Raw genomic sequence first — 23,905 nt, 5'->3', positions numbered from 1 at the left:
ACTGAATCTGTGGCTGTCTTTACCATCGCCATACCTAATTGGCCTCTTTTGTCAGCCGATACCGCCAAATGTCGCCACGTAGAGTGGTTCTGTCCACGTCCGTCGCCACCCCCTTTGACGGACGCTGTCAGGCAAGGAACCACTACTCATGGCGTCTACGACCATGGAGGCCGACGTACAGTCGGCCTCTCCCGGCGGCAAGACCTTCCTCGGGCACCCCCGGGGACTCGCCACGCTCTTCATGAGCGAGATGTGGGAGCGCTTCAGCTACTACGGCATGCGTGCCCTGCTGGTGCTCTACATGACCGCCTCCGTCACCGACGGCGGCCTCGGCATGAAGCTCGCCACCGCCTCCGCGGTGTACAGCGTGTACACCGCGATGGTCTACCTGCTGGCACTCCCGGGCGGCTGGATCGCCGACCGCTTCCTCGGCGCCCGGAAGACCGTCGCCCTCGGCGGCTCGATCATCATGATCGGCCACTTCCTGCTGGCCCTGCCGGTCGGCGTGTCGTTCTTCGGCGGCCTCGCGTTCATCGCGATCGGCTCCGGCCTGCTCAAGGCGAACATCTCCACGATGGTCGGCCACCTCTACGACGGGCCCAACGACCCGCGCCGGGACGGCGGCTTCACGATCTTCTACATGGGCATCAACCTCGGTGCCTTCGCCGCCCCACTGGTCATCGGCACCATCGGCCAGAACGTCGACTGGCACCTGGGCTTCGCCCTCGCCGGCGTCGGCATGGCCCTGGGCCTCACCCAGTTCCTGCTCGGCAGCCGCCACCTGAGCGCCAAGAGCGACGTGGTCACCTCGCCGATCCCGGCCGCCGAGAAGAGCGCCATCCTCAAGAAGGCCGGCCTCTGGCTCGCCGCCGCCGTGGTCTTCTACGCGATCGTCGCGCTGACCGGCCACTTCACCATCAACTGGGCGATCTGGCCGCTGTCCATCGCCGGTCTGGCCATCCCGGTCTTCGTCTTCACCAAGGTGAAGCGCGACAAGGAGCTCGACGAGACCGAGCAGTCCCGGATGAGCGGCTACATCTGGTTCTTCGTCGCCGCCGCCGTGTTCTGGATGATCTACGACCAGTCCGGCTCGACGCTGAACATCTTCGCCCAGGACAACACCGCGTCCACGCTGTTCGGCATCGACTTCCCGTCCAGCTGGTTCCAGTCGCTCAACCCGCTGTACATCATGGCCCTGGCCCCGGTCTTCGCCTGGATCTGGGTGGCGCTCTCCCGCCGCTCCAAGAACCCCAGCACCACGGCGAAGTTCTCCTTCGGCCTGCTGATGATCGGCGCCTCGTTCATGGTCATGATGCTGGCCATGGCCGCCGCCTCCGGCGGCACCAAGGTCACGCCGCTCTGGCTGGCCATGGTCTACCTGATCCAGACCGTCGGCGAGCTGACCCTCTCCCCCGTCGGCCTGTCCGTCACCACCAAGCTGGCCCCGACCAAGTACGCCAGCCAGATGATGGGCGTCTGGTTCCTCGCCGTCACCGCGGGCGACTGCGTCGCGGCCATCTTCCAGCTGGTCCTCGGCGACGACGTGGTCGGCTCCACCTGGTACTTCGCGGTCCAGGGCAGCATGGCAATCATCGCCGGCGTGGCCCTCTACCTGTACCGCCGCAAGGTCGTGCGGCTGATGGGCGACGTGCACTGACACCCGCCCGGACCGGCCCCGGGGCCGTCGCGGATTCCTGAGATCCGCGGCGGCCCCGGTCGCGTTCCGCCCCCCTCGACCCGGGGCCGTGGGCCGTGCCTATGGTGCCCCATGCCGACCGACTCGCTCCCCCGTCAGCTCGCCCGCACCCGGCGCCTCACCCTCGGCGCCCCCGCCCTGCCCACCGTCGGCGCCGACGGGCGCACCGTGCTCTTCCTGCGCAGCCGGGCGGGCGACGACCCCGTCACCTGCCTCTGGGTCCTCGACACCGGCAGCGGCGAGGAGCGGCTGCTCGCCGACCCGGCCGCCCTCGGCGCGGACGTCCCCGACACGGACCTGCCCGAGGCCGAACGGATCCGCCGCGAACGCGCCCGCGTCCACGCCCGGGGCATCACCGCGTACGCCACCGACGCCGCCGGCCGGCTCGCCGCCTTCGCCCTCGGCGGGGACCTCTGGCTCGCCGGCACCGCCACCGGCGAGGTCCGCCGCGTCCCCACCGCCACCGAGGTCCACGACCCGCGCCCCGACCCCGCCGGCCGGTGGATCGCCTACGTCGGCGGCGGCGCCCTGCGCGTCGTCGGCGCCGACGGCGGCGGGGACCGCGCGCTCGCCGAACCCGAGGCCGAGGACGTCGGCTACGGCGTCGCCGAGCACGTCGCCGCCGAGGAGATGGGCCGCACCCGCGCCCACTGGTGGTCCCCCGACGGCGCCGCCCTGCTCGTCGCCCGCGTCGACGAGCGCCCGGTCGCCCGCCTCCGGCTGGCCGATCCGGCCGACCCCGCCCGGCCGCCCCGCGTCGTCCGCTACCCCCTGGCGGGCACCGCCAACGCCGAGGTCACCCTCTGGCTGCTCGGCCTCGACGGCCGGCGCACCGAGGTCCGCTGGGACCGGGCCGGGTACGAGTACCTCACCGCCGCCGGCTGGGACGCACACGGCCCGTACGCCGCCGTCCAGAGCCGCGACCAGCGCACCCTGCTCACCCTCGCCGTGGACCCCGCCGACGGCGCCACCCGCGTCCTCGCCGAGCGCCGCGACGAGCACTGGGTCGAACTGGTCCCCGGCCTGCCCGCCCGCACCGCCGCCGGCGCCCTCGTCGACACCGCCGACGAGGGCGACACCCGCCACCTCACCGTCGACGGCAGGCCCGTCACCCCGGCCGGCCTCCAGGTGCGCTCCGTGCTCGGGACCGACGGCGAACGGGTGCTCTTCACCGCCTCCGACGAGCCGACCGAGACCCATCTGTGGTCGTGGGACCAGGCCACGGGCGCCGTGCGGCTGAGCGAGGAGCCCGGCGTGCACACCGGCGTGCGGCGCGGCGGCACGCTCGTCCACACCGCACGCACGCCCGGCGCGCCCACCGGCCGCACCACCGTGCACCGCGACGGCCTGCCCGCCGCCCGCACCCTGGTCTCCCACGCCGAGACGCCCGTCCTCGCCGCCCGCCCCGAACTGCTCCGGCTCGGGCCCCGCGACCTGCGCGCCACGCTCTTCCTGCCCACCGCCCGCCGCGAGGGGGACGGCCCGCTGCCCGTCCTGCTCGACCCCTACGGCGGGCCCGCCCTGCAGAAGGTCACCGCCGCCCCGCACTGGTGGGACCTCACCTCCCGGTGGTTCGCCGAGCAGGGCTTCGCCGTGCTCGCCGTCGACGGCCGCGGCACCCCCGGCCGCGGCCCGCGCTGGGACAAGAGCGTCCACGCGGATGTCGCCGGCCCCGCCCTGGAGGACCAGATCGAGGCGCTGCACACGACCGCCGCGCTGCGCCCCGGGCTGCTCGACCTCGACAGGGTCGCCATCCGCGGCTGGTCCTACGGCGGCTTCCTCGCCGCCCTCGCCGTGCTGCGCCGCCCCGACGTCTTCCACGCCGCCGTCGCCGGGGCCGCCCCGACCGACCACCGGCTCTACGACACCCACTGGAAGGAGCGGTTCCTCGGCCACCCGGACGAGCACCCCGAGCGCTACGACGCCGCCTCGCTGCTGCCCGACGCCCCCGGCCTGCGGCGGCCGCTGCTGCTGATCCAGGGCCTCGCCGACGACAACGTGCTGCCCGCCCACAGCCTGCGGCTGTCCGCCGCGCTGCTCGCCGCCGGGCGCCCGCACGAGTTCCTGCCGCTCGCCGCCGGCCACTCGCCGAGCGACGAGGCGGTGGCCGAGCACCTGCTCCACCACCAGCTCGACTTCCTGCGGCGCTCGCTGGACCTCGGCTGAGCACGGCGGCGGGGCCGGGGAGCAGCCGCCCCGGCCCCGCCGCCGCACCCGCTCAGACCTCGCGCACGCCCGCCCGCCAGACCGCCGCCGTCAGCGGCACGCCCGGCCGGTACGCCAGGTGCACGTGCGAGGGCGCGTCCAGCAGGTGCAGGTCCGCCCGGGCGCCCGCCGTCACGGTGCCGACGTCCGTGCGCCGAAGGGCCCGCGCGCCGCCCGCCGTCGCCGCCCAGAGCGCCTCGTCGGGCGTCATGCCCATCTCGCGCACCGCCACCGCGATGCAGAATGCCATCGAACTCGTGAAGCTGGAGCCCGGGTTGCAGTCGGTGGACAGCGCCACCACCGCCCCCGCGTCCAGCAGCCGGCGGGCGTCCGGGTAGACCGCCCGGGTGGAGAACTCGGCGCCCGGCAGCAGCGTCGCCACCGTCGAGGAGCCGGCCAGCGCGGCCACGTCCTCGTCGGTCAGATGGGTGCAGTGGTCGGCCGAGGCCGCTCCCAGCTCGACGGCCAGTTGCACGCCCGGGCCGTGGGTCAGCTGGTTGGCGTGCACCCGGGGCGTCAGCCCGCGCTCGATCCCGGCGGTGAGGATCGCCCGCGCCTGGTCACCGTCGAAGGCGCCCTTCTCGCAGAACACGTCCACCCAGCGGGCGTACGGCGCGCAGGCGTCCAGCATCGGGCCGGTGACCAGCCCGACGTAGCCGGCCGGGTCGTCCGCGAACTCGGGGGCCACCACGTGCGCGCCCAGGTAGGTGGTCTCCGGCGTGTACGAGGAGGCGATCCGCAGTGCCCGGGCCTCGTCCTCGACGGTGAGCCCGTAGCCGGACTTGCACTCGACCAGGGTGGTGCCCTGGCGCAGCGCCTCGCGCACCAGCCGGGCCAGGTTGGCGTCCAGCTCGGCGTCGGCGGCGGCCCGGGTGGCGGCCACGGTGGTACGGATGCCGCCCGCCGAGTAGGACTGCCCGGACATCCGGGCGTTGAACTCGGCGGTGCGGTCGCCCGCGAACACCAGGTGGGCGTGCGAGTCGACGAAGCCGGGCAGCAGGGCGCGGCCCGCCGCGTCGAAGCGCTCGTCGGCGGCCGGCGCCCCGGCGGCCGGGCCGACCCAGGCGACGGTGTCGCCGTCGATCACCACCGCCGCGTCGGTGAGCAGGCCGAGCGGCCCGGTCCCGTGCGAGGGGTCGTTGGTGACCAGCGTGCCGATGCCGGTGATCAGTGTGCTCGGAATGCTCGGGGAGGTCACGTCATGCCTTTCGGGAGTACGACGGCTCAGCAGCTCAGGGCGTCGATCGAGGACTGCAGCGCACCCGGGACGTCCGGCAGCAGCTGGTGCACGCCGTCGCGCACGACCTGCCGCCCGCCGACCACCACGTGCCGCACGTCCGCCGCCGAGGCCGCGAACACCGCGGTCTCCGCGCCGAGCCGCGGCGGCGGGCCGGCGGTGCGCACCGAGTCCAGCGCGATCACGGTGAAGTCGGCCAGCGCGCCGGCCTCGATCCGCCCGGCCTCGGGCCAGCCGAGCGAGGCGTGCCCGTCCTCGGTGCCGGCCCGCAGCAGCGCGTTCGCCGTCCAGTGGCCGCGGGTGCGGGTGCGCAGCCGCTCGTCCAGCTCCAGCGCCCGGGCCTCCTCGAACGGGTCGATGACGGCGTGGCTGTCACTGCCGAGGGTGACCGGGCAGCCGCCGGAGGCCAGCTGCCGGGCCGGGCCGATGCCGTCGGCGAGGTCCCGCTCGGTGGTGGGGCACATGCAGACGGTGGTGGAGGAGTCGGTGAGCAGCTTGACGTCCTCCTCGGTGAGGTGGGTGGCGTGCACGGCCGAGGTGCGCGGGCCGAGCACGCCGCGGTCGGCGAGCAGCCGGGTCGGGGTGACGCCGTGCGCGGCGAGGCAGGCGTCGTTCTCGGCGGTCTGCTCGGACAGGTGGACGTGCAGCGGCGCCCGGCGCACCGCCGCCCAGTGGGCGACGGTGCCCAGCTGCTCGGCGGGCACGGCGCGCACCGAGTGGACGGCCGCGCCGATCCGGGCGTGTTCGCGTGCGCGCAGCGCCCCGGCCCGCTCGGCCCAGGCGTCGGCGTCGCCGTCACCGAACCGGAGCTGCGGCCTGGTCGGCTCGGCGCCGAAGCCGGAGGACAGGTAGCAGGTGTCGAGCAGGGTGATCCGGATGCCGGCCCGGGCGGCGGCCTCGATCAGCGCCTCGCCCATCGCGTTGGGGTCGTCGTAGCGGACGCCGCCGGGCGCGTGGTGCAGGTAGTGGAACTCGCCGACGGCGGTGATCCCGGCGAGCGCCATCTCCGCGTAGACGGCGGTGGCGAGCGCCAGGTAGCGGTCCGGGTCGAGCGCGCCGGCGAACCGGTACATGGTGTCGCGCCAGGTCCAGAAGGTGCCGGAGCCGACCTGGACGTGACCGCGCAGCGCCCGGTGGAAGGCGTGCGAATGCGCGTTGGCCTGGCCCGGCAGCAGCAGGCCCTCCAGCCGGACGGCGCCGGGCGGGCAGGGCCCGCTGTCCGGCTGCACCCTGGCGATCTTGCCGCCGGGGCCGGTGCTGATCAGGACGTCCTGCTCGACCACCGGCCCGTTGACGTGCGGCAGCCAGGCGTACTGCGCCCAGAAGGTGGTCGTGTGCGCGCCTCCGGCACGGCCTACTGACACGCCAGGTCCTCCAGAACGTCGGCGAGGGCGGTGACGCCGGCCAGGCAGTCGGCCGTCTCGGCGTGTTCCGCCGGGGAGTGCGAGACACCGCTCGGGTTCCGTACGAACAGCATGGCGGTCGGCACGGCGGATGCCAGGATCCCGGCGTCGTGTCCCGCGCCGGTGGGCAGCACGGGGGCGCCGCCCAGCACGGCGGCCAGCCGGTCGCGCAGCGGGCCGTCGAAGTCCACCACCGGGGTGTACGACTCGCGGGTCAGCGCGACCCGCACGCCGTCGCGCTCGCCGCGCTCGGCCGCGGCCCGTTCGATCTCCCCGACCAGCGCGGCGAGGGTGGCCTCGTCGGCCGCCCGGGAGTCCAGCCAGCCGCGGACCAGGGAGGCGATCGCGTTGGTGCCGTTGGGCTCGACCGCGACCTTGCCGAAGGTGGCCAGCGCGCCCGCGAGCCGCGCCTTCTTGCGGGCGGCGAGCACGGTGGTGGCGTAGGTCAGCATCGGGTCGCGGCGGTCCTCCACGCGGGTGGTGCCGGCGTGGTTGGCCTCGCCCTGGAAGTCGAACCGCCAGCGGCCGTGCGGCCAGATCGCCGAGGCGACGCCGACCGGCTGGTGCTCGGCGAGGTGGCGGCCCTGCTCGACGTGGAGTTCGACGAAGGCGCCGATCCGGGCCAGCCGTTCGCCGTCGGCGCCGATCGCCGTCGGGTCCTGGCCGGCCCGCTCCATCGCGTCGGGCAGCCGCACGCCGTCGGCGTCGCGCAGCTCGTGGGCGGCCTCCCGGCTCAGCACCCCGGTGGTGAGCCGGGAGCCGATGCAGGCCACGCCGAACCGGGCGCCCTCCTCGTCGCCGAAGTTGACGATCGCCAGCGGCCGGGTGAACCGCGCGCCGCGGGCGCGCAGTTCGTCGAGCGCCGCGAAGGAGGACACCACCCCAAGCGGGCCGTCGAAGGCGCCGCCGTCGGGGACGGAGTCGAGGTGCGAGCCGGTGACGACGGCGTCGCCGGCGGCCGGATCGCCCAGCCACGCCCACTGGTTGCCGTTGCGGTCCAGCTCGTAGCCGAGGCCGCGGTCGCGGGCCTGCTGCTCGAACCAGGCGCGGCACTCGGCGTCGGCGGTGTTCCAGGCGAACCGGCGGTAGCCGCCGGACGCGGCGGAGCGGCCCACGGGGAGCAGCTCCGCCCACATCTCCTCGAAGGACGACGTCACAGCTCACCCGTCGGGCTCTGCTCGGCCATCGGGACGCGCACGCCGCGCTCGTCCGCCACCTCGGCGGCCCGGTCGTAGCCGGCGTCGACGTGCCGGATGACGCCCATGCCGGGGTCGTTGGTGAGCACCCGGCGGATCTTCTCGCCGGCCAGCGCGGTGCCGTCGGCGACGGTGACCTGCCCGGCGTGGATCGAGCGGCCGATGCCGACGCCGCCGCCGTGGTGGATGGAGACCCAGGAAGCGCCGGAGGCGACGTTGACCATGGCGTTCAGCAGCGGCCAGTCGGCGATCGCGTCGGAGCCGTCCAGCATCGCCTCGGTCTCCCGGTAGGGGGAGGCGACCGAGCCGCAGTCCAGGTGGTCGCGGCCGATGACGACCGGCGCGGACAGCTCGCCGCTCGCCACCATGTCGTTGAACCGCTCGCCGGCCTTGTCGCGCTCGCCGTAGCCGAGCCAGCAGATGCGTGCGGGCAGGCCCTGGAAGTGCACCTTCTCCTGGGCCATGGTGATCCAGCGATGCAGCGACTCGTTCTCCGGGAAGAGGTCGAGCACGGCCTTGTCGGTCCGGTGGATGTCCTTCGGGTCGCCGGACAGGGCGGCCCAGCGGAACGGGCCCTTGCCCTCGCAGAACAGCGGGCGGATGTAGGCCGGGACGAAGCCGGGGAAGGCGAAGGCGCGGTCGTAGCCGGCCAGCCGGGCCTCGCCGCGGATCGAGTTGCCGTAGTCGAACACCTCGGCGCCGCGGTCCTGGAAGCCGACCATCGCCTCGACGTGCCGGGCCATCGACTCGCGCGAGCGCTGGGTGAACTCGGCCGGCTTCTCGGCGGCGTAGGCGGCCATGTCGTCGAAGTCGACGCCGAGCGGCAGGTAGCTCAGCGGGTCGTGGGCGCTGGTCTGGTCGGTCACGATGTCGATCGGCGCGTCCATCGCCAGCAGCTGCGGGAACACCTCGGCGGCGTTGCCCAGCAGGCCGATGGAGAGCGGCTGCCGCTTGTCGCGGGCGGCGGCGGCGAGCTCCAGCGCGTGGGAGAGGTCCTTGGCCTCGACGTCCAGGTAGCGGTGCTCGATCCGGCGGGCGATGCGCGACGGGTCGCAGTCGACGCAGATCGCCACGCCGCCGTTCATGGTGACGGCCAGCGGTTGGGCGCCGCCCATGCCGCCGAGGCCGGCGGTGAGGGTGACGGTGCCCTCCAGGCTGCCGCCGAAGCGCTTGTTGGCGACGGCGGCGAAGGTCTCGTAGGTGCCCTGGAGGATGCCCTGGGTGCCGATGTAGATCCAGGAGCCGGCGGTCATCTGCCCGTACATGGTGAGCCCGAGGTGCTCCAGCCTGCGGAACTCCTCCCAGTTGGCCCAGTCGCCGACCAGGTTGGAGTTGGCGATCAGCACGCGCGGCGCCCACTCGTGGGTCTGCATGACGCCGACCGGGCGGCCGGACTGCACCAGCATGGTCTCGTCCTGCTTCAGCCCCCGCAGCGTGCGCACCATGGCGTCGAAGGAGCGCCAGTCGCGCGCCGCCTTGCCGGTGCCGCCGTAGACGACCAGCTTCGACGGGTGCTCGGCCACCTCGGGGTCGAGGTTGTTCATCAGCATCCGCAGGGCCGCCTCCTGCTGCCACCCCTGCGCCGTCAGCCCCGTCCCCCGCGCCGCCCGCACCTCACGCGGCCCGCTCACCTGCTGCACCATGTCCCGGCCTCCTTGCGGATGAAATCATTCAGGCTCGACCCGGCTGAATATATCCAAACATCCAGCCCCCGGCCAGGGGTCGCGCCGCATCGGCCGGAAAGTGGTTGACGGCCCCACGACGCACCGTCATGCTGTGTACGAACCAACGGGATCTTCCCGTACGGTCGATCCTTGGGGGGAACGTCATGACCTCGATTCCGCCGCGCCCGGCCAGAGCGCCGCGAAGCCAGCGGATCCGCCGGACGGCCGCCCGCGGCAGCGTCCTCGCCCTGGCCGCGGGCCTGCTCGCCGGGGCACCGCTCGCCCGGGCCGCCGAACCCGCCCCGGTGGAGACGCCCACCGGCACCCGCGTCGGTCCGATCTCGCCGGGAACCGTGTACCCCGACGTCCGCAGCGAGGGCTGCGGCACCGACGACGTCCGGCTCTGGGGCTGGCTGCCCGGCGGCGCCACCGACCTCACCGCCACGCTGGGCGGCTCCTCCCCCGCGCTCGGCGCCGAGTTCCACGTCCGCGACACCGCGGCGCCGTACACCGAGGTGCTCACCGGCCGGGTGGACGGGCTCGCCCCCGGCGCGCAGGCCGGGTTCGCCCTGGACCGCAGCAAGCTGGAGGAGGGCCACAGCTACGCCTGGAACGTGGTCGGCACGGACTCCCTGGGCAACCGCTCCGCCGCCACCCCCGACTGCCACTTCCGCGTGGACCGCGCCAACCCGTGGATCGCGGGCCCGACGCTGGACGTCGTGCCGCACGCCTTCGGCACGAACCAGTTCAGCTACCAGGTCGTCGACAACAACCCCAGGGACCGCTTCCCGGTCTCCGGCTTCGCCTGCCTCGACTACCGCACCGCCGAGACGGACCCGTGGACCAGGACCGGCTGCGGCGGCCGCGGCCTGCGCGAGAACCTCTCCACCCCCAGGCCCGGCCCGGCCACCCTGCGGCTGCGCGCCGTGGACCAGGCGGGCAACTACTCGGCCGAGGCGACCATCCCGACCTTCGTCTACCCCGGCCCGGGGGTGGTCGGCGACCTCGCGCTGCCGGAGCACCAGTGGCAGCTCGGCCGTGACGACCTCGGCCCCGACACCGCCGGCACCGCCCCGCTGACGGCCGGCCCCGGCGTCGGCTGGGCGGAGAGCCACACCACGCTGCCCGCCCCGTGGGGGCAGACCGTCACCGGCCCCGCGACGGTCGCCACGCTGGACGGCACCGGATCGCTCTCCTCCGACCGGCCGCTGATCGACACCCGCGAGAGCTTCACCGTCACCGCCTGGGCCCGGCCCACCGCCGAGGGCGGCGTCGTGGTGAGCCAGGAGGGCGCCCGGTCGAGCGCCTTCATGCTCTGGGCCGACCCGGGCGACGGGCGCTGGCACGCCGCGCTCGGCCGGCAGGACGACGAGACCTGGTCCTACGACGAGGCCTCGGTCTACCGGCCCGGGCGGGGCGCCTACACCCCGGGCGCCTGGAGCCAGCTGGCGGTCGCCTACAACGCCCGCACCGGGCTGCTCTCGCTGCAGGTCGACAACCAGGTGATCGCCACCGGCCACCACCTCCCCGGCGACTCCTTCCGGGCCACCGGCGCCTTCCAGCTCGGGCAGTACCGGTACCAGGGCGAGCCGAGGAGCCTCTTCAAGGGCGAGCTCAGTGACGTCGCCCTGCTCCGGCGGGCCGCCGCGATCCCCGAGGGGGTGAGCGGCACGTACTCGCTCGGACTCGACCGGTACAAGTGCCTGACCGCCGCGGGCGGCGGCCGCCAGGACGGCACCCCGGCCCAGGTCGAGACCTGCTGGCAGTCCGCCGGCCAGGGGCTCAGCAGCCACCGCGCCGACGGGACCGTCCGGTGGGGCAACCTCTGCCTCGACGCCTACGGGAGCGGCACCGCCAACGGCACCGCGACCACGTTCTGGAGCTGCAACGGCGGTGGCAACCAGGTCTGGCTGCCGCGGGCCGACGGCTCGCTGTTCAACCCGCAGTCCGGCCGCTGCCTGGACCTGCCCTGGGGCGACACCACCAACGGCAACCGGTTCGTCCTGTGGGACTGCAACGGCGGCGCCAACCAGCGCTTCGCCATCCCGTCCGGCGACGGCGCCCTCGTCTGAGCCGCCGTCCGGGCCGCAACCGGCAGGGCCCCGCCGCAGTCCGCGGCGGGGCCCTGCCGCGTGCGCTTCCTCACGCGGCGGCGTCGTCGTCCCAGTCGATGCCGATCTCGGCGAGCCAGCGGCGGTCGGCGGCGTCGGGGACGGCGCCGGCCGGAGTGCCGGAGCCGCGGGGCGGCCGGGACGCCCGGGACGTTCGGGGGATCTCCTGGACGGGGCCGAGGCCGTACTGGTCGGCGGCCGCGGCGGCGCGGGCGTCGGGTTCGATCACGCCGACGTGGACGACGGTCTCGTCGCCCGGGTCGAGGACGGTGAGTTCGGGATCGGGCAGACGGCGCAGGGTGACGCGGCGTCCGCAGGTCGGGCAGGACCATTCGTCGGCTCCGGAGGCGAGCCGGCCGACGAACTTCATCTCGTGGATCACGCGCATGGCGGCACCCCCTGACTGGAGTTGTGCCCGCCCTGGGCGGATCGCCAACCTGCGGGTACGGCCGCCGGGGCGGCGCACGGGGCGCCGTTCGAGGGGAGGAACGGCATGGACCGCGAGTGGGGTGTCGAGGAGAGCGTCGCCGTGGCGGCGGATCCGGCGGTGGTCTACCGCGCCGTCAGCGAGGTGCGGCGGATGGGCGAGTGGAGTCCGGAGTGCCGGGCGGTGTGGGCCCGCCGGGGCCCGCTGCGGGCCGGCGACCGGTTCGTCGGCTTCAACCGCCGCGGCCCGTTCGTCTGGTTCACCACGTGCCGGGTGACGACGGCCGAGCCCGGGCGCGAGTTCGCCTTCCGGGTGGACGCGCTCGGGCTGCCGGTCGCCCGCTGGGGCTACCGGTTCGAACCCGACGGGGACGGCGGCACCACCCTCACCGAGTACTGGCAGGACCTGCGCACCGGGCGGGGGGCGCCGTTCGCCGAACTGCTCGGCAAGGTGTTCACCGGGGTCCCCGCGCAGCGCCGGGCGGCGGCCAACCGGGCCGGCATGCGGGCGACCCTGGCGCGGATCCGGCAGTCGCTCACCGCCTGACGGCCGGCCCGGGACGCTTCCTAGTCGAGGAACAGCCCGCGGGACGCCGCCGAGTGCTCGATGGCCTCCAACCGCGCCTCGGCACCGGGGAGTTCGTCGCACATGGTCTGCAGCAGCACCCGGCCGAGCATCATCGGCGCGCAGGCCGTGTCGAAGACCAGTCCGGTGCCGACGGCGGCCGGCAGCATCAGGTCGGAGAGCTTGGCGACCGGCGCGAAGACGCTGTCGGCCACCGTGATGACGGTCAGTCCGCACTCGCGGGCCACCGCCAGGGCGTCCATCAGCTCACGCGGGTAGCGCGGCAGCGCGAAGCAGAGCAGTACGCCCGCGCCCGCCGCGGCGGCCTGTTCGAGGCGGTCGGCGAGCATGCTGCCGCCCTCGTCGAGGAGCCGGATGTCCGGATGCACCTTGGCGGCGAAGTACGCGAAGCCGCGCGCCTGCGCGGAGGCGGCCCGCAGGCCGAGGACGGGCAGCGGGCGGGAGGCGGCGAGCAGCCGGGCGGCGCGGGTGATGGGCTCGGGGTCGGCGAGCAGTTCGGCGAGGTGGCGCAGGTGCTCGATCTCGGCGAGCACGGCCTGCTGGTGCTCGTTGCGGACGGCGTCGGCCGGCGTCTCCGGGGCGGCGGCCTCGCCGGCGCCGAGTTCGCGCAGCTGCTTGCGCAGCGCCGGATAGCCGTCGTAGCCGAGGGCCACCGCGAAACGGGTCACCGAGGGCTGGCTGACGCCCGCGAGTTCGGCGACCTCGACGCTGGAGAGGAACGGCGCCTCGGTGGCGTGCCGCACCAGCGAGTGGGCGATCCGCCGCTGGGTGGGGGTGAGCCGGTGGCCCTCGAAGAGCTGGAGCAGCCGGGCGGAGGGACCGACCGGGCCGGCTTCGTCGGTGGCGGTCATGGCGGTACCTCCGGATGCGAGCTGTTCGGATGACTGTGCAGCAGCGGGCGGCCGCTGGCAAAGACGTCTCGTACGACGGAACGCCGGGCGAGACGCCCGGAATGCGGACCAGCACGGGCCGCGGCCGGTCTCGGGGTGACCCTGAAATCCCCCTGAGTCCGCCCTGAATCCCGGCGAACGGGTGGACCGGCCCGGCCCGGCGGGCGCAGGCTGGTGTCCATGGACACTCGTCAGGACGACCTGCGGCGCGATCTGGACGCCACGCTGCAGGCCCGCAAGGAGCTCGGCAAGGAGTACGAGTCGGAGCTCGTCGACTCCTTCCTCTCCCGGCTCGACGCCAGGCTCGACGCCCGGGTGGAGCGCCGGGTCGCCGAGCGGCTCGGTCCGGCCGACGGGTACGGCCACCCGACCGGGGCCGGCCGGCCCTACGGCCGGTCGGGGTACGGGCACGGTCCGCACCGTTCCGGCCGTTCGGCGATCCGGCTGCCGATCGTCTCCCTGGCGCTGGGCATCCCGCTGTCCGGCATCGCCGGTGGTTCCGGCGGGTTCTGGGGCCTGCTGGTCTGCTGGGGCGGCATCGTCGGCGTCAACGTCTCCGCCGCACTGGCCGAGCGCGTCGAGCAGCGGCGCCACGCGGATGCCCCGAAGAGCGAGTGGGACTAGGGTCTGCCTCTTGGATCCTTGCCGGGTCCGCCAAAATCCAAGAGACAGACCCTGGGCGCTGATCCCTCGTCACCCGTCCCACCCGCTCCGCGCGGTCCGTCCGGTCGTCAGGCCAGCGGCCCGGTGACCTGCTCGACCGCCCGCACCAGCTCGCCGGAGGCGACCAGCGCGGCGGCGGCCTCCAGGTCCGGCGACAGGAAGCGGTCGCGCCCGGCGCCGCCCACCCCGGCGGCGCGGGCGGCGGCCATCGCGGCGGCGGTGGCCGGGGCCGGTTCGCCACTGGCACCGGCCTGCCGGCGGATCTCCAGGGCCCGGGCGGCGGCGGTGAGTTCGACGGCGAGGATGCGCCCGAGGTTGTCCACCGCCTGGCGCAGCTTGCGGGCCGCCGACCAGCCCATCGAGACGTGGTCCTCCTGCATGGCCGAGGAGGGGATGGAGTCGACCGAGGCCGGCACGGCGAGCCGCTTGTTCTCGCTGACCAGGGCCGCCTGGGTGTACTGGGCGATCATCAGACCGGAGTCCACGCCCGGGTCGTCGGCCAGGAAGGCCGGCAGGCCGTGCGAGCGGGCCTTGTCGAGCAGCCGGTCGGTGCGGCGCTCGGAGATCGAGCCGAGGTCGGCGGCGGCGATGGCGAGGAAGTCCAGCACGTAGGCGACCGGGGCGCCGTGGAAGTTGCCGTTGGACTCGACCCGGCCGTCCGGCAGCACCACCGGGTTGTCGACCGAGGCGGCCAGCTCGCGGGAGGCGACCAGCTCGGCGTGCGCGAGGGTGTCGCGGCCCGCGCCGGCCACCTGCGGGGCGCAGCGGACCGAGTAGGCGTCCTGGACGCGCGGGGCGTCGTCCTGGTGGTGGCCGGTGAGGCCGGAGCCCCGGAGCACGGCCAGCATGTTGGCGGCGGACAGCGCCTGGCCGGGGTGCGGGCGGATCGGGGCATGCAGCTCGGGCGCGAGCACCTTGTCGGTGCCGAGCAGCGCCTCCAGGGTCATCGCGGCGGTGATGTCGGCGGTGGTGAACAGGCGCCGCAGGTCGGCGATGGCCATGACGAGCATGCCGAGCATGCCGTCGGTGCCGTTGATGAGGGCGAGGCCCTCCTTCTCCAGCAGTTCGACGGGCTCGATGCCGGCGGCGGCGAGCAGTTCGCCGGCGGGCTTCTCGACGCCGTCGGGGCCGGTCGCCACGCCCTCGCCCATGAGGACGAGCGCGCAGTGCGAGAGCGGCGCGAGGTCGCCGGAGCAGCCGAGCGAGCCGAACTCGCGGACCACCGGGGTGATGCCGGCGTTGAGGATCGCGGCCATCGTCCCGGCGACCAGCGGGCGCACGCCGGTGCGGCCGCTGGCGAGGGTCTTCATGCGCAGGAACATCAGCGCGCGGACGACCTCGCGTTCGACCACCGGGCCCATCCCGGCGGCGTGCGAGCGCACCAGCGAGCGCTGCAGCTGGGCGCGCAGCTCGGGGCTGATGTGCCGCACGGCGAGGGCGCCGAAGCCGGTGGAGACGCCGTAGACGGGGCGCGGTTCGGCGGCCAGGGCGTCGATCCGGGCCCGTGAGGCCGCCATCTCGGCGAGCGCGTCGGGCCCGATCTCGACCCGGGCGTTCCCCCGGGCGACGGCCAGCACGTCCTCGGCGCTGACGTCGGCCTTGCCGACCTGGACGAGCGGCGCGTGGGGGGCCGCAGCACTGTGCATATCCATATGCATCATCTCAGCAGGTGAATGAAGATATGACAACCATCTTGGTGCGGTTGACAGTCGACCACCGCACCGGCCGGTCAGCAGGATTTTCGAATATCCCGCCCGGTGACGCACGCTGTGGGGAGAGGCGGACGGCGCGGGGCCGGGCGCGGCGGGCGGAGAGGCGGACCAGGCGATGACGCGGGCGACGGCACGGCGGCGGGTGCTCCGGCTGCGCGGGGACGGGCGCACCACCCGGCCGGACGCGCTGGCCGCCGAGGAGCCGCTGGAGATCCGGCTCGGCGGCGAACCGCTCACCGTCACCATGCGCACCCCCGGCCAGGACTTCGACCTGGTGGCCGGGTTCCTGGTCGGCGAGGGGATCGTCCGCACCGGCGAGGACCTCGCGGCGCTGCGCTACTGCGCCGGCACCGACGAGAACGGCGCCAACACCTACAACGTGGTCGACGCGACGCCGCGCGGCGCCCGGCCCCTGCCGCTCTCCGCGCACCGCAACCTGCTCACCACCAGCGCCTGCGGCCTGTGCGGGCGCGACACCGTGGACGCGGTGCGCACCCAGGTGCACCACCCGGTCGGCGACGACCCGCTGACCGTCCCGCCCGCGCTGCTGTACGGGCTGCCGGACCGGCTGCGCGCCGCCCAGCGGACCTTCGACTCCACCGGCGGCCTGCACGCCGCCGGCCTGTTCGACGGCCGCAGCGGCGAGCTGCTCTGCGCCCGCGAGGACGTCGGGCGGCACAACGCGGTGGACAAGGTGGTCGGCTGGGCGCTGCGCGAGGGCCGGCTGCCGCTGACCGGGCACGTGCTGCTGGTCAGCGGCCGGGCCTCGTTCGAGCTGACCCAGAAGGCGGCACTGGCCGGCGTCCCGCTGCTGGCCGCGGTCTCGGCGCCGTCCTCGCTCGCCGTGGACCTCGCCGAAGAGCTGGGCCTGACCCTGGTCGGCTTCCTGCGCGGCGAGGGCGCCAACGTCTACACCCGCCCCGACCGGATCGCCTGAGCGGCCGCCCGGGCGGGGCTCACCGCAGCTCCGCCTCGACGAGGTCCGCCGCGCGCGCCGTGCCGCCCTCGGCCCGGGCCTCGGCGCGCACCTCGGCGAGGCGGGCGGCCACCGCCGGATCGCCGGTCAGCTCCAGCAGCGCGGCACGCAGCGCGGCGCCCGTCGCGTCGTCGGTGTCCAGCCGTCGGGCGACGCCGAGCGCCACCAGCGAGTCCGCGTTGGCGAACTGGTCGACGGCCTGCGGCACCGCGATCATCGGCACGCCGTGGTACAGGCCCTCGCTCGCGCCGCCGGTGCCGGCGTGGGTGACGAAGGCGTCGGCCTGCGCCAGCACGTCGAACTGCGGCACCCAGCGGTGCACCTCGACGTTGGCCGGCACCTCGCCCAGCGCGGCGAGGTCGGTGTGCCGGCCGATCTGCAGCACGACGTGCCAGCCGGGCAGGCCGCCGAAGGCCGCCAGGCACTCCCGGTAGAAGGCCGGCCGGTCGGTGAAGGCCGAGCCGAGCGAGACCAGCAGCACCTTCCCGGCGCCCTCGGGCCGCTGCCAGCGGCCCTGGTGCGCGCGGTCGCCGAAGCACTGGCCGACGAAGGTGATCCGGGCGGGGTCGACCCGGTCCGCGTGGGGCTGCAGCGCCCGCGGGATCAGCGCAAGGGCACGCTCGGGGCGGTTCTTGAACCGCTCGACGTCCCGGACGGCGGCGCCGGTTTCGGCCAGCCAGTCGGCGAACCGCCGGTAGTGCCCGGGGCCGCCGGGGCCGTTGCGCAGCGCCTCGAACACCCCGGCGAGGTCCTGCTCGATGCCCTCCCAGCCGACCATGGTGGGCGAGAGCTGGACCACCGGCACGCCGTGGCCCTCGGCCACCGCCCGGGCGGCGAAGGCGCCGATGTCGTGGAGCACGAGGTCGGGGCGGTCCTCGGCGAAGAGCTCGCGGAGCACCGGGGTCATGGCCAGGGCGTCGTCGAGGAAGACGTCCTGGACGGCGACCGGGTCCTCCGGCCACCCCGAGGGGTCGTCGCCGAGCGGCAGCGCCGTCGGGTAGGGGACGAGCGTGGCGCCCGTGGCGGCGACGGTCCCGGCGAAGGACGGGTCGTTGACGTAGCTGACCCGGTGGCCCCGGGCGACGAGTTCGGCGATCAGGGCGAGGCTCGGGTTGACGTGGCCGTGGGCCGGGATGGAGGCCATGACGATGTGGGCGGAGCGGCGGGTCATCGCGTGATTCCTCTCGATGATGCGAGACGAGACGGTTCGTCTCGCTGAGGTTCCCTCAGCATGCTCCGCCGGGGGGTCGCTGTCAAGACGATACGGATCGTCTCGCCATATTTGTAGGATGGCCGCCATGGCCAGACAGCAGAACGCCCCCGACCCCAGCCGCCGCAGCGAGCAGAGCCGCACGGCGATCCTCACCGCCGCCGCCGGGCTCGTCGCCGAGATCGGCTTCGGCAAGCTCACCATCGAGAAGATCGCCGCCCGCGCCGGCGTCGGCAAGCAGACCATCTACCGCTGGTGGCCGTCGAAGGGCGCCGTCGTCTTCGACGCCTTCCTCGCCGCCAACGAGAACGCCGCCGGCAGCCTCGCCCTCCCCGACACCGGCGACCTCGGCGAGGACCTGCGGACCGTCCTGCGGCTCACCGCCCTCGAACTCGCCGACCCCGCCTTCAACCGCACCGGCCGCGCCCTGACCGCCGAGGTCCTCACCGACCCCGATCTGCTGCGCGAGTACCGCGAGCGGCTCCTCGACCCGCTGCTGGAGGTCACCCGCGACCGCCTGCGGGCCGCCCGGGAGGCCGGGCAGCTGCGGGCGGACGCGGACCTCGACCTCGCCGTCGAACTCCTCTACGGCCCGCTGTACTACCGCTGGCTGCACGGCCTCGGACCGCTGGACGCCGGCTACGCGGACCGGGTGGTGGCGGCCCTGCTCGGCGCGCTCGGCCCCACCGGCGGCTGAGCCGCGCCCCGGCTCAGGACCGGCTGCGGCGCCGCAGCACCAGCACCACGGCGATGATCACGGCGATCACCACCAGCACCACGACGACGCCGATGATCAGGCCGATGAACTTGCCGATGCCCTTCTTCTTTTTCTTCTTCTTGGACTTGTCCTTGGCCAGCCGGGTGGTGTCGTGCCGGTCCGCCGCCGCCCCGGGCCGGCCGGCCTGCGCCGCGTGGACCGCGCCGCCCGCCACCGCGCCCGCCGCCTGCGCGCCCGCCGCCTCCGCAGCCGCCGTGCCCGCCGTCTCCGCAGCCGCCGTGCCCGCCGCGCCGACCGTGCTCACCGCCGCCGTCCGCGGCGCGGCGCCGGCCGCCGAGGCCGCCGGAGCCGCGGCCAGCGCGGTGCCGCCGAACGCGAGCACCCCCGAGAGAACCAGACCCGTCAACCGAGCGCGCACAGGAATCAACCCCCGACATCCGATCCGGCGGCGCCCCGACGGCCCGCCGACCGCCGACACCCTCCCACCGCGCACCCCGCCGCGCCCACCCCCACGACCGGACCGCGACCGGCTCGGAACACACCGGTCACCGAAGCGCCACACTCCCGGCCCCCGGCGGCCGGGCCCGCTCAGCCCTCCGGCGGCGAGGCGGGGCCCGCCAGGGCCACCGCGACCAGGGCGCGCAACGCGGCCGCCACCTGGCCGAGCGGCAGCGTGGCGTCGTCGGCGAACAGCTCCAGCAGCCAGCCGCCCGCCGCGTTCCGGCCGCCGGCCGCGACCATCCCCCGGTAGCCGGAGACCACCAGCATCGCCTCCTCCGCCGGATCGTTGCCCGCCGCGCCCGCACGCAGCGCGAAGGCACCGCCGCGCACCGCCCGCCGCGTCATCGGGTAGTGGCGCAGGTCGAACACCGCGTCCGGGGCCTCGATCTGGGCCCGCTGGGTCTCCGCCCGGCTGCTGCTCGGCCCGCTGGTCATCCGGTAGACGGCGTGCCGGGCGGTGCGCATCAGCTGCGAGCCGGGCGGCACGTAGGAGATCCACCAGCCGACCGCGTCCAGCAGCCGGGCCGAGGTCTCGGCGACGATCGCGAGCTTGCCGATGGTGTCGGCCGGGTGCACGGCCCGCACCGCGCCCTGCCGGTCGAGCGCGGCGAGCACCGCCGTGAGCAGCTGCCCCGGGTCGGCGCTGTGCGCGGCGCCGCGGAACCGCCGCCGGTCCCCGGCCCCGGCCCGGCCGCCGGGGCGGAAGCGGCCGTCGCCGCGGTGCTGCGGGTCGGCGGCGTCGGCGAGCAGGACCGTCGGGTCGGGGGCGAACCCGGGACCGTGGCTGCGCCCGGCCACCACCGGGTGGGCGGCCCGGGCGGCCTTGGCCCGGTACTGGGCGGCGTCGGCGAGCCGGAACAGCCGGTCGGCGGTGGTGACGGGGCCGATCGAGTCACCGGTGGAGGCGACGCCGCAGGCCACGCCCTCGCCCTCGGACAGGGCCAGCGCCCGCGCGCACAGCTCCTCGGCGACGGCCACCACCTCGTCCGCCTTCTGTCCCTCGACGAGCAGGCAGAACTCGTCGCCGCCGAGCCGGGCGGCGAGGCTGCCGGGGAGCTTGGCGGCGGCCAGCGACAACTGGTGGGCGAAGCGCTCCAGCAGCCGGTCGCCGACCTCGTGGCCGAGCTGGTCGTTGACCCGCTTGAGGCCGTTGACGTCGCAGACCACCAGGGAGACGACGGTGTTGTCCCGGTTGTGCGCGGCCAGCGCGGCCTCCAGCCGGGCGTCCACCGCGCGCCGGTTGGCGAGGCCGGTGAGCGGGTCGGAGAAGGCGAGCTTGCGCAGATCGGCGAGGCGTTCGGTCTGGGCGAGACCGGCCGAGATCTGGGCGGCCAGCAGGGTCGCGTAGTCGGCGTCGGCCTCGGTGAAGGCGGGCATCCCGGCGGAGCGGGCGAGGTAGAGCTCGCCCCAGGCCTGCCCGTGCAGCACGATCGGCGCGACCACGCAGCAGGCCCGGCCGCGCCGGCGCAGCGCGGCGGCGCGCTCCTGGCAGTACGCGCCCGCGGTCGGGTGCGCGTGCCCGGCGTGCGGCTGGCTGTTGTCGGCGGTCTGCACCCAGGCGCGGGGCAGCCGGCCGGTGGTCCAGCGCTCCTCCAGGTACGTGACGATCTCCGGGAAGTCGGCCACCGGGTAGGACTCGTCCTCGGGCAGCTCCTCCTCCCCGGGGGCGAGCTCGCCGTGGTTGACCAGCACCCGCAGCCGGCCGGACTCGCGGTCCCAGACCGAGACGGCGGCCATCGTCGCACCGAGCGCCCCGGTGGCCCGGGCGGCGGCGGCCCGGACGGCCTCCAGCGGGGTGAGGGCGCCGGCCATGTCCTGGGCGAGCTCGACCACGGCGCGCAGCCGTGCGTCGGTGGCGGGACCGTCCTCGGGGGCCGCCCCGGGCTCGGGGACGGCGGGCGGCTGCTGGGTCCGGCCGCGGTCCGTCATGATCGCCTCACTGCTCACCGGCTCGCCTCGCTCCCTGTGCCCGGTGCTGCCCGTGGTCCGCCCGGACACCCGTGCCCGCTCCCGCCCGTCCGGCAGCGCCGCCCCTGCGGCCGGCCGCACCGGGCGCCTGCACCAAGACTATGGCGGTTTCGTTCGGTTTCGCCCCGTTTGCGGCTTCGCACCCGCCGAGGCCGCACCGTCGTCCGCCCCTCGGCGTGTCGCACCGCCCCCGGCCGGGCGCACCGGTCCCCGGGCCCCACGGCCCGGGTCGGTCAGGGGGTCCGCCGGGAGAGCAGCCAGGGTTCGACCAGGCCGAGCCCGCGCACCGGCCGGCGCCACATCGGCTGCAGGTTGAACCGGTGGGCGGGGTCCGCCCCCGGGCCCGGCGGGCCGGCCGGCGGCAGCCCGGCCGCCGCCGACAGCGCCTCGGCCAGCCCGGGGCCGTCCGCGTCGGGCGGCGCGACGCTGCCGTTCTGGTCCAGCGCGGCCGCGAACTCCCCGTCGATCAGCACCGCGTCCTTGGGCGCGATGGAGGTGAGCCGGCTGGCCAGGTTGACCGTGGTGCCGAACACGTCGCCCATCCGCGAGGTGACCGTGCCGAAGGCCATGCCGACCCGCAGCGCGGGGATGGTGTCGTCCTCGGCCAGCGCCTCGACGAGGCCGAGCGCGATCCCGGCGGCGGTCACCGGGTCCTCGGAGACGAAGAGGATCTCGTCGCCGAGCGTCTTGATCACCCGGCCGCCCTGGCCGACGATGAGGTCGGAGCAGGTGTTCTCGAAGGTCTCGACGAGTTCGCCGAGCTCCTCCTCCTCCAGCCGCCGCGACAGCCGGGTGAAGCCGACCAGGTCGGCGAAGCCGACGGCGAGCCGGCCGCTGGTGATCTCGTTGTCCTCGGCGGCCTGCACCACCCGGCCGGTGACGGCGGCCAGCTGCCGCCGCCAGACGTACACCAGGAACTGCTCCAGCTCCGGCAGCAGCAGCTCGACCAGCGGGTAGGCGACGTCGGCGCGGGTCAGGCCGGGTTCGACGGACTGGGTGAGGTTCTCCAGGAAGGTGTCCATCTGCCAGCCCGCCAGCCGGGCCGTGGTCTGGCCGGTGGACCGGGCCACCTGGATCGCCATCGACTCGCTCAGCAGCCCGGACTCCACCAGGCCGGCCAGCCGGCGCAGGGCGATCACGTCGCCGTCGGTCAGCGCCCGGGACTGCCCGATGTCCGGGAAGCCCATCGCCCGCCAGAAACGGGTGGCCAGTTCCATCGGGACGTCGGCGGCCCGGGCGGCCTGGTACGGGGTGTAGCGGCGCGGTGCGTCCAGGATCAGGCGTTCGAGGTCGAGGGCGACGGTCTGGTCGTCGGAGCCCGCCGGGCCGCCGTTGCCTCCGGCGCCGGTGCCGCCGCCGTTGCTGCCGTCCTCTGCCACCGGTCCGTCCCCGTGCGGTCGCCGCACTCGCCTCGTGTCCTGCGTGCCCGGCGCGCCCGCCACCCGGCGGGCAGTGGCGCGCCTCACACTGCTGCCAGGTGGAATGTTCGCACGGAATCGCGCGATCCGGGGCATCCGCCCGGGTCAAGGGGAGGTAAGGGGACGCACGGGGCGCCCGCCCGGCGCACGGCACCGGCTCCCACCCGGCGCGCGGCGCCGGCTACTCCCCCGCGCGCGGCTCCGGGCGCACGTGGACGACGTCCCCCGCGCCGACCGCCCGCCGGGCGCCGTCCGGGGTGCGGATCACCAATCGGCCGTCACCGTCGACCGCGACCGCCTCGCCGCGCAGTTCGCGGTCGCCGGGCAGCAGCACCTTCACCGGCCGCCCCAGCGTGGTGCAGCGGTCCGCGTACGCGCGCAGCAGACCGCTGGTGTGCGGGTCGCCGGCGGCGGCCGTCCACTCCCCGTACAGCTCGGCGAACTCCCGCAGCAGGGCGCGCAGCAGGGTGGACCGGTCGGTGACGGCGGCGCCGGCCAGCGCGAGCGAGGCGGCGGTGGGGACGGGCAGTTCGGCGGCGCGCAGCGAGACGTTGAGGCCGAGGCCGGCGACCACCGCGCCGCCGCCCAGCTCGGTGAGGATGCCGCCGAGCTTGCGCTCCGCGCCGTCGATCTCCACCTGGAGGTCGTTGGGCCACTTCAGGCCGACCTCGACCTCGGCGACCCGGCGCAGCGTGCTCGCGGCGGCGACGCCGACCAGGATCGGCAACCAGCCGTACCGTTCGACGGGTACCTCGTCCGGGCGAAGCAGGACGGAGAGGAAGAGACCGGAGCGGGCGGGGGCGCTCCACCGGCGTTCGAGCCGGCCGCGCCCGGAGTTCTGGGCCTCGGCGACCAGCACCGCGCCCTGCGGGGCGCCCTCGCGGGCACGGGCGGCGAGGTCGGTGTTGGTGGATCCGGTCTCCTCGACGACGTCGATCGAGGTCCAGAGCCCGCCGGGCTTCAGCAGGTCCCGGCGGAGCGCGGCGGCGTCCAGCGGCGGGCGGTCCAGGTCGGTCCACGGCGACGGCCCGGCATGGCCGAGGCCGCGCAGTCCGCTGCGGCGGGGGGTGTCGGAGGTCATGCGGCTCACCCTAGAACGGCGACGGGCGCGGGAGGCCGTAGGCCGTCCCATCGTCCCCCACCCCGGCGTCGACCACACTGTGTCGCTGGCCATAACGCCCGGACATTACGCGGGCCGTCCGCCCTGGCTACGCTACTCGACGGTAGTTCGTTGTGCCGCCCTGCACCCCTCGTCCGCGCCGGCCCCCACCCGGCCCGCGCGCCCCCGAAAACAGGTCGCGGCCCAGGATGCAGGGAGAGCCACC

18 protein-coding genes and 1 pseudogene are annotated in these 23,905 nt (G+C 75.1%); 7 read left to right on the top strand and 12 right to left on the bottom strand.

The window, feature by feature from the left end:
- Positions 1 to 148: 148 nt before the first annotated feature.
- Both ACFVVL_RS06495 and ACFVVL_RS06490 read left to right on the top strand, forming a co-directional pair.
- Positions 149 to 1,657, top strand: coding sequence for a peptide MFS transporter (locus tag ACFVVL_RS06495; RefSeq protein WP_380290650.1), 1,509 nt, complete (start codon positions 149 to 151; stop codon positions 1,655 to 1,657).
- 111 nt (positions 1,658 to 1,768) lie between these two features.
- A complete protein-coding gene (locus ACFVVL_RS06490; protein WP_380290652.1) occupies positions 1,769 to 3,862 on the top strand; it encodes a prolyl oligopeptidase family serine peptidase in 2,094 nt (697 codons plus the stop codon).
- A 52-nt stretch (positions 3,863 to 3,914) separates the two neighbouring features.
- On the opposite strand, the gene hutI is transcribed toward ACFVVL_RS06490, so the two are convergent.
- From hutI to hutU, 4 genes are read right to left on the bottom strand one after another with little or no spacing between them, the layout of a single operon-like run.
- A complete protein-coding gene (gene hutI / locus ACFVVL_RS06485; RefSeq protein ID WP_380290703.1) occupies positions 3,915 to 5,084 on the bottom strand; it encodes an imidazolonepropionase in 1,170 nt (389 codons plus the stop codon).
- A gap of 41 nt (positions 5,085 to 5,125) precedes the next feature.
- Entirely contained in the window at positions 5,126 to 6,502 is a 1,377-nt protein-coding gene (locus ACFVVL_RS06480; protein ID WP_380290653.1) for a formimidoylglutamate deiminase, read from the bottom strand.
- Complete coding sequence (locus ACFVVL_RS06475; RefSeq protein ID WP_387671733.1) at positions 6,493 to 7,677, bottom strand: allantoate amidohydrolase; 1,185 nt, start codon at positions 7,675 to 7,677, stop codon at positions 6,493 to 6,495. Before ACFVVL_RS06475 ends, ACFVVL_RS06480 begins: the two co-directional genes overlap by 10 nt.
- A 17-nt stretch (positions 7,678 to 7,694) precedes the next feature.
- A complete protein-coding gene (gene hutU, locus ACFVVL_RS06470) occupies positions 7,695 to 9,368 on the bottom strand; it encodes a urocanate hydratase (protein WP_380290707.1) in 1,674 nt (557 codons plus the stop codon).
- Between the two features lie 197 nt (positions 9,369 to 9,565).
- Here hutU and ACFVVL_RS06465 point away from each other — a divergent pair, with 197 nt between their 5' ends.
- On the top strand, positions 9,566 to 11,473 hold the full coding sequence (locus ACFVVL_RS06465) for a ricin-type beta-trefoil lectin domain protein (protein ID WP_387671710.1): 1,908 nt from the start codon (positions 9,566 to 9,568) through the stop codon (positions 11,471 to 11,473).
- Positions 11,474 to 11,543: 70 nt separating this feature from the next.
- Here ACFVVL_RS06465 and ACFVVL_RS06460 read toward each other — a convergent pair whose 3' ends face one another.
- Entirely contained in the window at positions 11,544 to 11,900 is a 357-nt protein-coding gene (locus tag ACFVVL_RS06460) for a hypothetical protein (protein ID WP_387671708.1), read from the bottom strand.
- Between the two features lie 105 nt (positions 11,901 to 12,005).
- On the opposite strand from ACFVVL_RS06460, the gene ACFVVL_RS06455 reads away from it, so the two are divergent.
- Positions 12,006 to 12,485, top strand: coding sequence for an SRPBCC family protein (locus tag ACFVVL_RS06455; RefSeq protein ID WP_380290659.1), 480 nt, complete (start codon positions 12,006 to 12,008; stop codon positions 12,483 to 12,485).
- Positions 12,486 to 12,505: 20 nt separating this feature from the next.
- Here the strand turns inward: ACFVVL_RS06455 and ACFVVL_RS06450 are convergent, their stop codons facing one another.
- Positions 12,506 to 13,375, bottom strand: coding sequence for a MurR/RpiR family transcriptional regulator (locus ACFVVL_RS06450; RefSeq protein WP_380290661.1), 870 nt, complete (start codon positions 13,373 to 13,375; stop codon positions 12,506 to 12,508).
- A 219-nt stretch (positions 13,376 to 13,594) separates the two neighbouring features.
- Between ACFVVL_RS06450 and ACFVVL_RS06445 the strand changes: the two genes are divergently transcribed.
- Complete coding sequence (locus tag ACFVVL_RS06445) at positions 13,595 to 14,038, top strand: hypothetical protein (protein WP_380290663.1); 444 nt, start codon at positions 13,595 to 13,597, stop codon at positions 14,036 to 14,038.
- A gap of 107 nt (positions 14,039 to 14,145) precedes the next feature.
- Here the strand turns inward: ACFVVL_RS06445 and hutH are convergent, their stop codons facing one another.
- Positions 14,146 to 15,723 carry a histidine ammonia-lyase gene (hutH, locus tag ACFVVL_RS06440; RefSeq protein ID WP_380290709.1) on the bottom strand — a complete coding sequence of 526 codons (1,578 nt, stop codon included), beginning with the start codon at positions 15,721 to 15,723 and terminating at the stop codon, positions 14,146 to 14,148.
- Positions 15,724 to 15,904: 181 nt separating this feature from the next.
- Here hutH and fdhD point away from each other — a divergent pair, with 181 nt between their 5' ends.
- A complete protein-coding gene (fdhD, locus tag ACFVVL_RS06435) occupies positions 15,905 to 16,726 on the top strand; it encodes a formate dehydrogenase accessory sulfurtransferase FdhD (RefSeq protein WP_387671705.1) in 822 nt (273 codons plus the stop codon).
- A 19-nt stretch (positions 16,727 to 16,745) separates the two neighbouring features.
- On the opposite strand, the gene ACFVVL_RS06430 is transcribed toward fdhD, so the two are convergent.
- Positions 16,746 to 17,936 (bottom strand): macrolide family glycosyltransferase, encoded by a 1,191-nt coding sequence (locus ACFVVL_RS06430; RefSeq protein WP_387671703.1) that lies wholly within the window; start codon positions 17,934 to 17,936, stop codon positions 16,746 to 16,748.
- Between the two features lie 127 nt (positions 17,937 to 18,063).
- Here ACFVVL_RS06430 and ACFVVL_RS06425 point away from each other — a divergent pair, with 127 nt between their 5' ends.
- Entirely contained in the window at positions 18,064 to 18,672 is a 609-nt protein-coding gene (locus ACFVVL_RS06425) for a TetR/AcrR family transcriptional regulator (RefSeq protein WP_387671701.1), read from the top strand.
- 13 nt (positions 18,673 to 18,685) lie between these two features.
- On the opposite strand, the gene ACFVVL_RS06420 is transcribed toward ACFVVL_RS06425, so the two are convergent.
- The 4 genes and pseudogenes from ACFVVL_RS06420 to ACFVVL_RS06405 all read right to left on the bottom strand — a co-directional run bounded on the left by ACFVVL_RS06420 (position 18,686) and on the right by ACFVVL_RS06405 (position 23,661).
- Entirely contained in the window at positions 18,686 to 19,099 is a 414-nt protein-coding gene (locus tag ACFVVL_RS06420) for a hypothetical protein (protein ID WP_387671699.1), read from the bottom strand.
- A 764-nt stretch (positions 19,100 to 19,863) separates the two neighbouring features.
- Positions 19,864 to 21,006 (bottom strand): annotated as a pseudogene (locus tag ACFVVL_RS06415) (diguanylate cyclase domain-containing protein); the annotation flags it as partial.
- 389 nt (positions 21,007 to 21,395) lie between these two features.
- Positions 21,396 to 22,676 carry an adenylate/guanylate cyclase domain-containing protein gene (locus ACFVVL_RS06410; protein WP_380290673.1) on the bottom strand — a complete coding sequence of 427 codons (1,281 nt, stop codon included), beginning with the start codon at positions 22,674 to 22,676 and terminating at the stop codon, positions 21,396 to 21,398.
- Positions 22,677 to 22,761: 85 nt separating this feature from the next.
- Entirely contained in the window at positions 22,762 to 23,661 is a 900-nt protein-coding gene (locus tag ACFVVL_RS06405; RefSeq protein WP_387671697.1) for a biotin--[acetyl-CoA-carboxylase] ligase, read from the bottom strand.
- Between the last annotated feature and the right edge of the window lie 244 nt (positions 23,662 to 23,905).

This window comes from Kitasatospora sp. NPDC058115 (genome assembly GCF_042884635.1).
Lineage (GTDB): Bacteria > Actinomycetota > Actinomycetes > Streptomycetales > Streptomycetaceae > Kitasatospora.
The sequence above is the reverse complement of the archived record's forward strand: the minus strand, read 5'-3'. Positions and strand labels throughout refer to the sequence as shown.

Excerpts from the sequence above, each read along its gene's own strand:
- ACFVVL_RS06450 (WP_380290661.1), bottom strand. The coding sequence starts at position 13,375 with ATGACCGCCACCGACGAAGCCGGCCCGGTCGGTCCCTCCGCCCGGCTG.
- ACFVVL_RS06460 (WP_387671708.1), bottom strand. The coding sequence starts at position 11,900 with ATGCGCGTGATCCACGAGATGAAGTTCGTCGGCCGGCTCGCCTCCGGA.
- hutH (WP_380290709.1), bottom strand. The coding sequence starts at position 15,723 with ATGCACAGTGCTGCGGCCCCCCACGCGCCGCTCGTCCAGGTCGGCAAG.
- ACFVVL_RS06445 (WP_380290663.1), top strand. The coding sequence starts at position 13,595 with ATGGACACTCGTCAGGACGACCTGCGGCGCGATCTGGACGCCACGCTG.
- ACFVVL_RS06490 (WP_380290652.1), top strand. The coding sequence starts at position 1,769 with ATGCCGACCGACTCGCTCCCCCGTCAGCTCGCCCGCACCCGGCGCCTC.
- ACFVVL_RS06430 (WP_387671703.1), bottom strand. The coding sequence starts at position 17,936 with ATGACCCGCCGCTCCGCCCACATCGTCATGGCCTCCATCCCGGCCCAC.
- ACFVVL_RS06455 (WP_380290659.1), top strand. The coding sequence starts at position 12,006 with ATGGACCGCGAGTGGGGTGTCGAGGAGAGCGTCGCCGTGGCGGCGGAT.
- ACFVVL_RS06405 (WP_387671697.1), bottom strand. The coding sequence starts at position 23,661 with ATGACCTCCGACACCCCCCGCCGCAGCGGACTGCGCGGCCTCGGCCAT.
- ACFVVL_RS06495 (WP_380290650.1), top strand. The coding sequence starts at position 149 with ATGGCGTCTACGACCATGGAGGCCGACGTACAGTCGGCCTCTCCCGGC.
- ACFVVL_RS06425 (WP_387671701.1), top strand. The coding sequence starts at position 18,064 with ATGGCCAGACAGCAGAACGCCCCCGACCCCAGCCGCCGCAGCGAGCAG.
- fdhD (WP_387671705.1), top strand. The coding sequence starts at position 15,905 with ATGACGCGGGCGACGGCACGGCGGCGGGTGCTCCGGCTGCGCGGGGAC.
- ACFVVL_RS06410 (WP_380290673.1), bottom strand. The coding sequence starts at position 22,676 with ATGCCCCGGATCGCGCGATTCCGTGCGAACATTCCACCTGGCAGCAGT.
- ACFVVL_RS06475 (WP_387671733.1), bottom strand. The coding sequence starts at position 7,677 with ATGTGGGCGGAGCTGCTCCCCGTGGGCCGCTCCGCCGCGTCCGGCGGC.
- ACFVVL_RS06465 (WP_387671710.1), top strand. The coding sequence starts at position 9,566 with ATGACCTCGATTCCGCCGCGCCCGGCCAGAGCGCCGCGAAGCCAGCGG.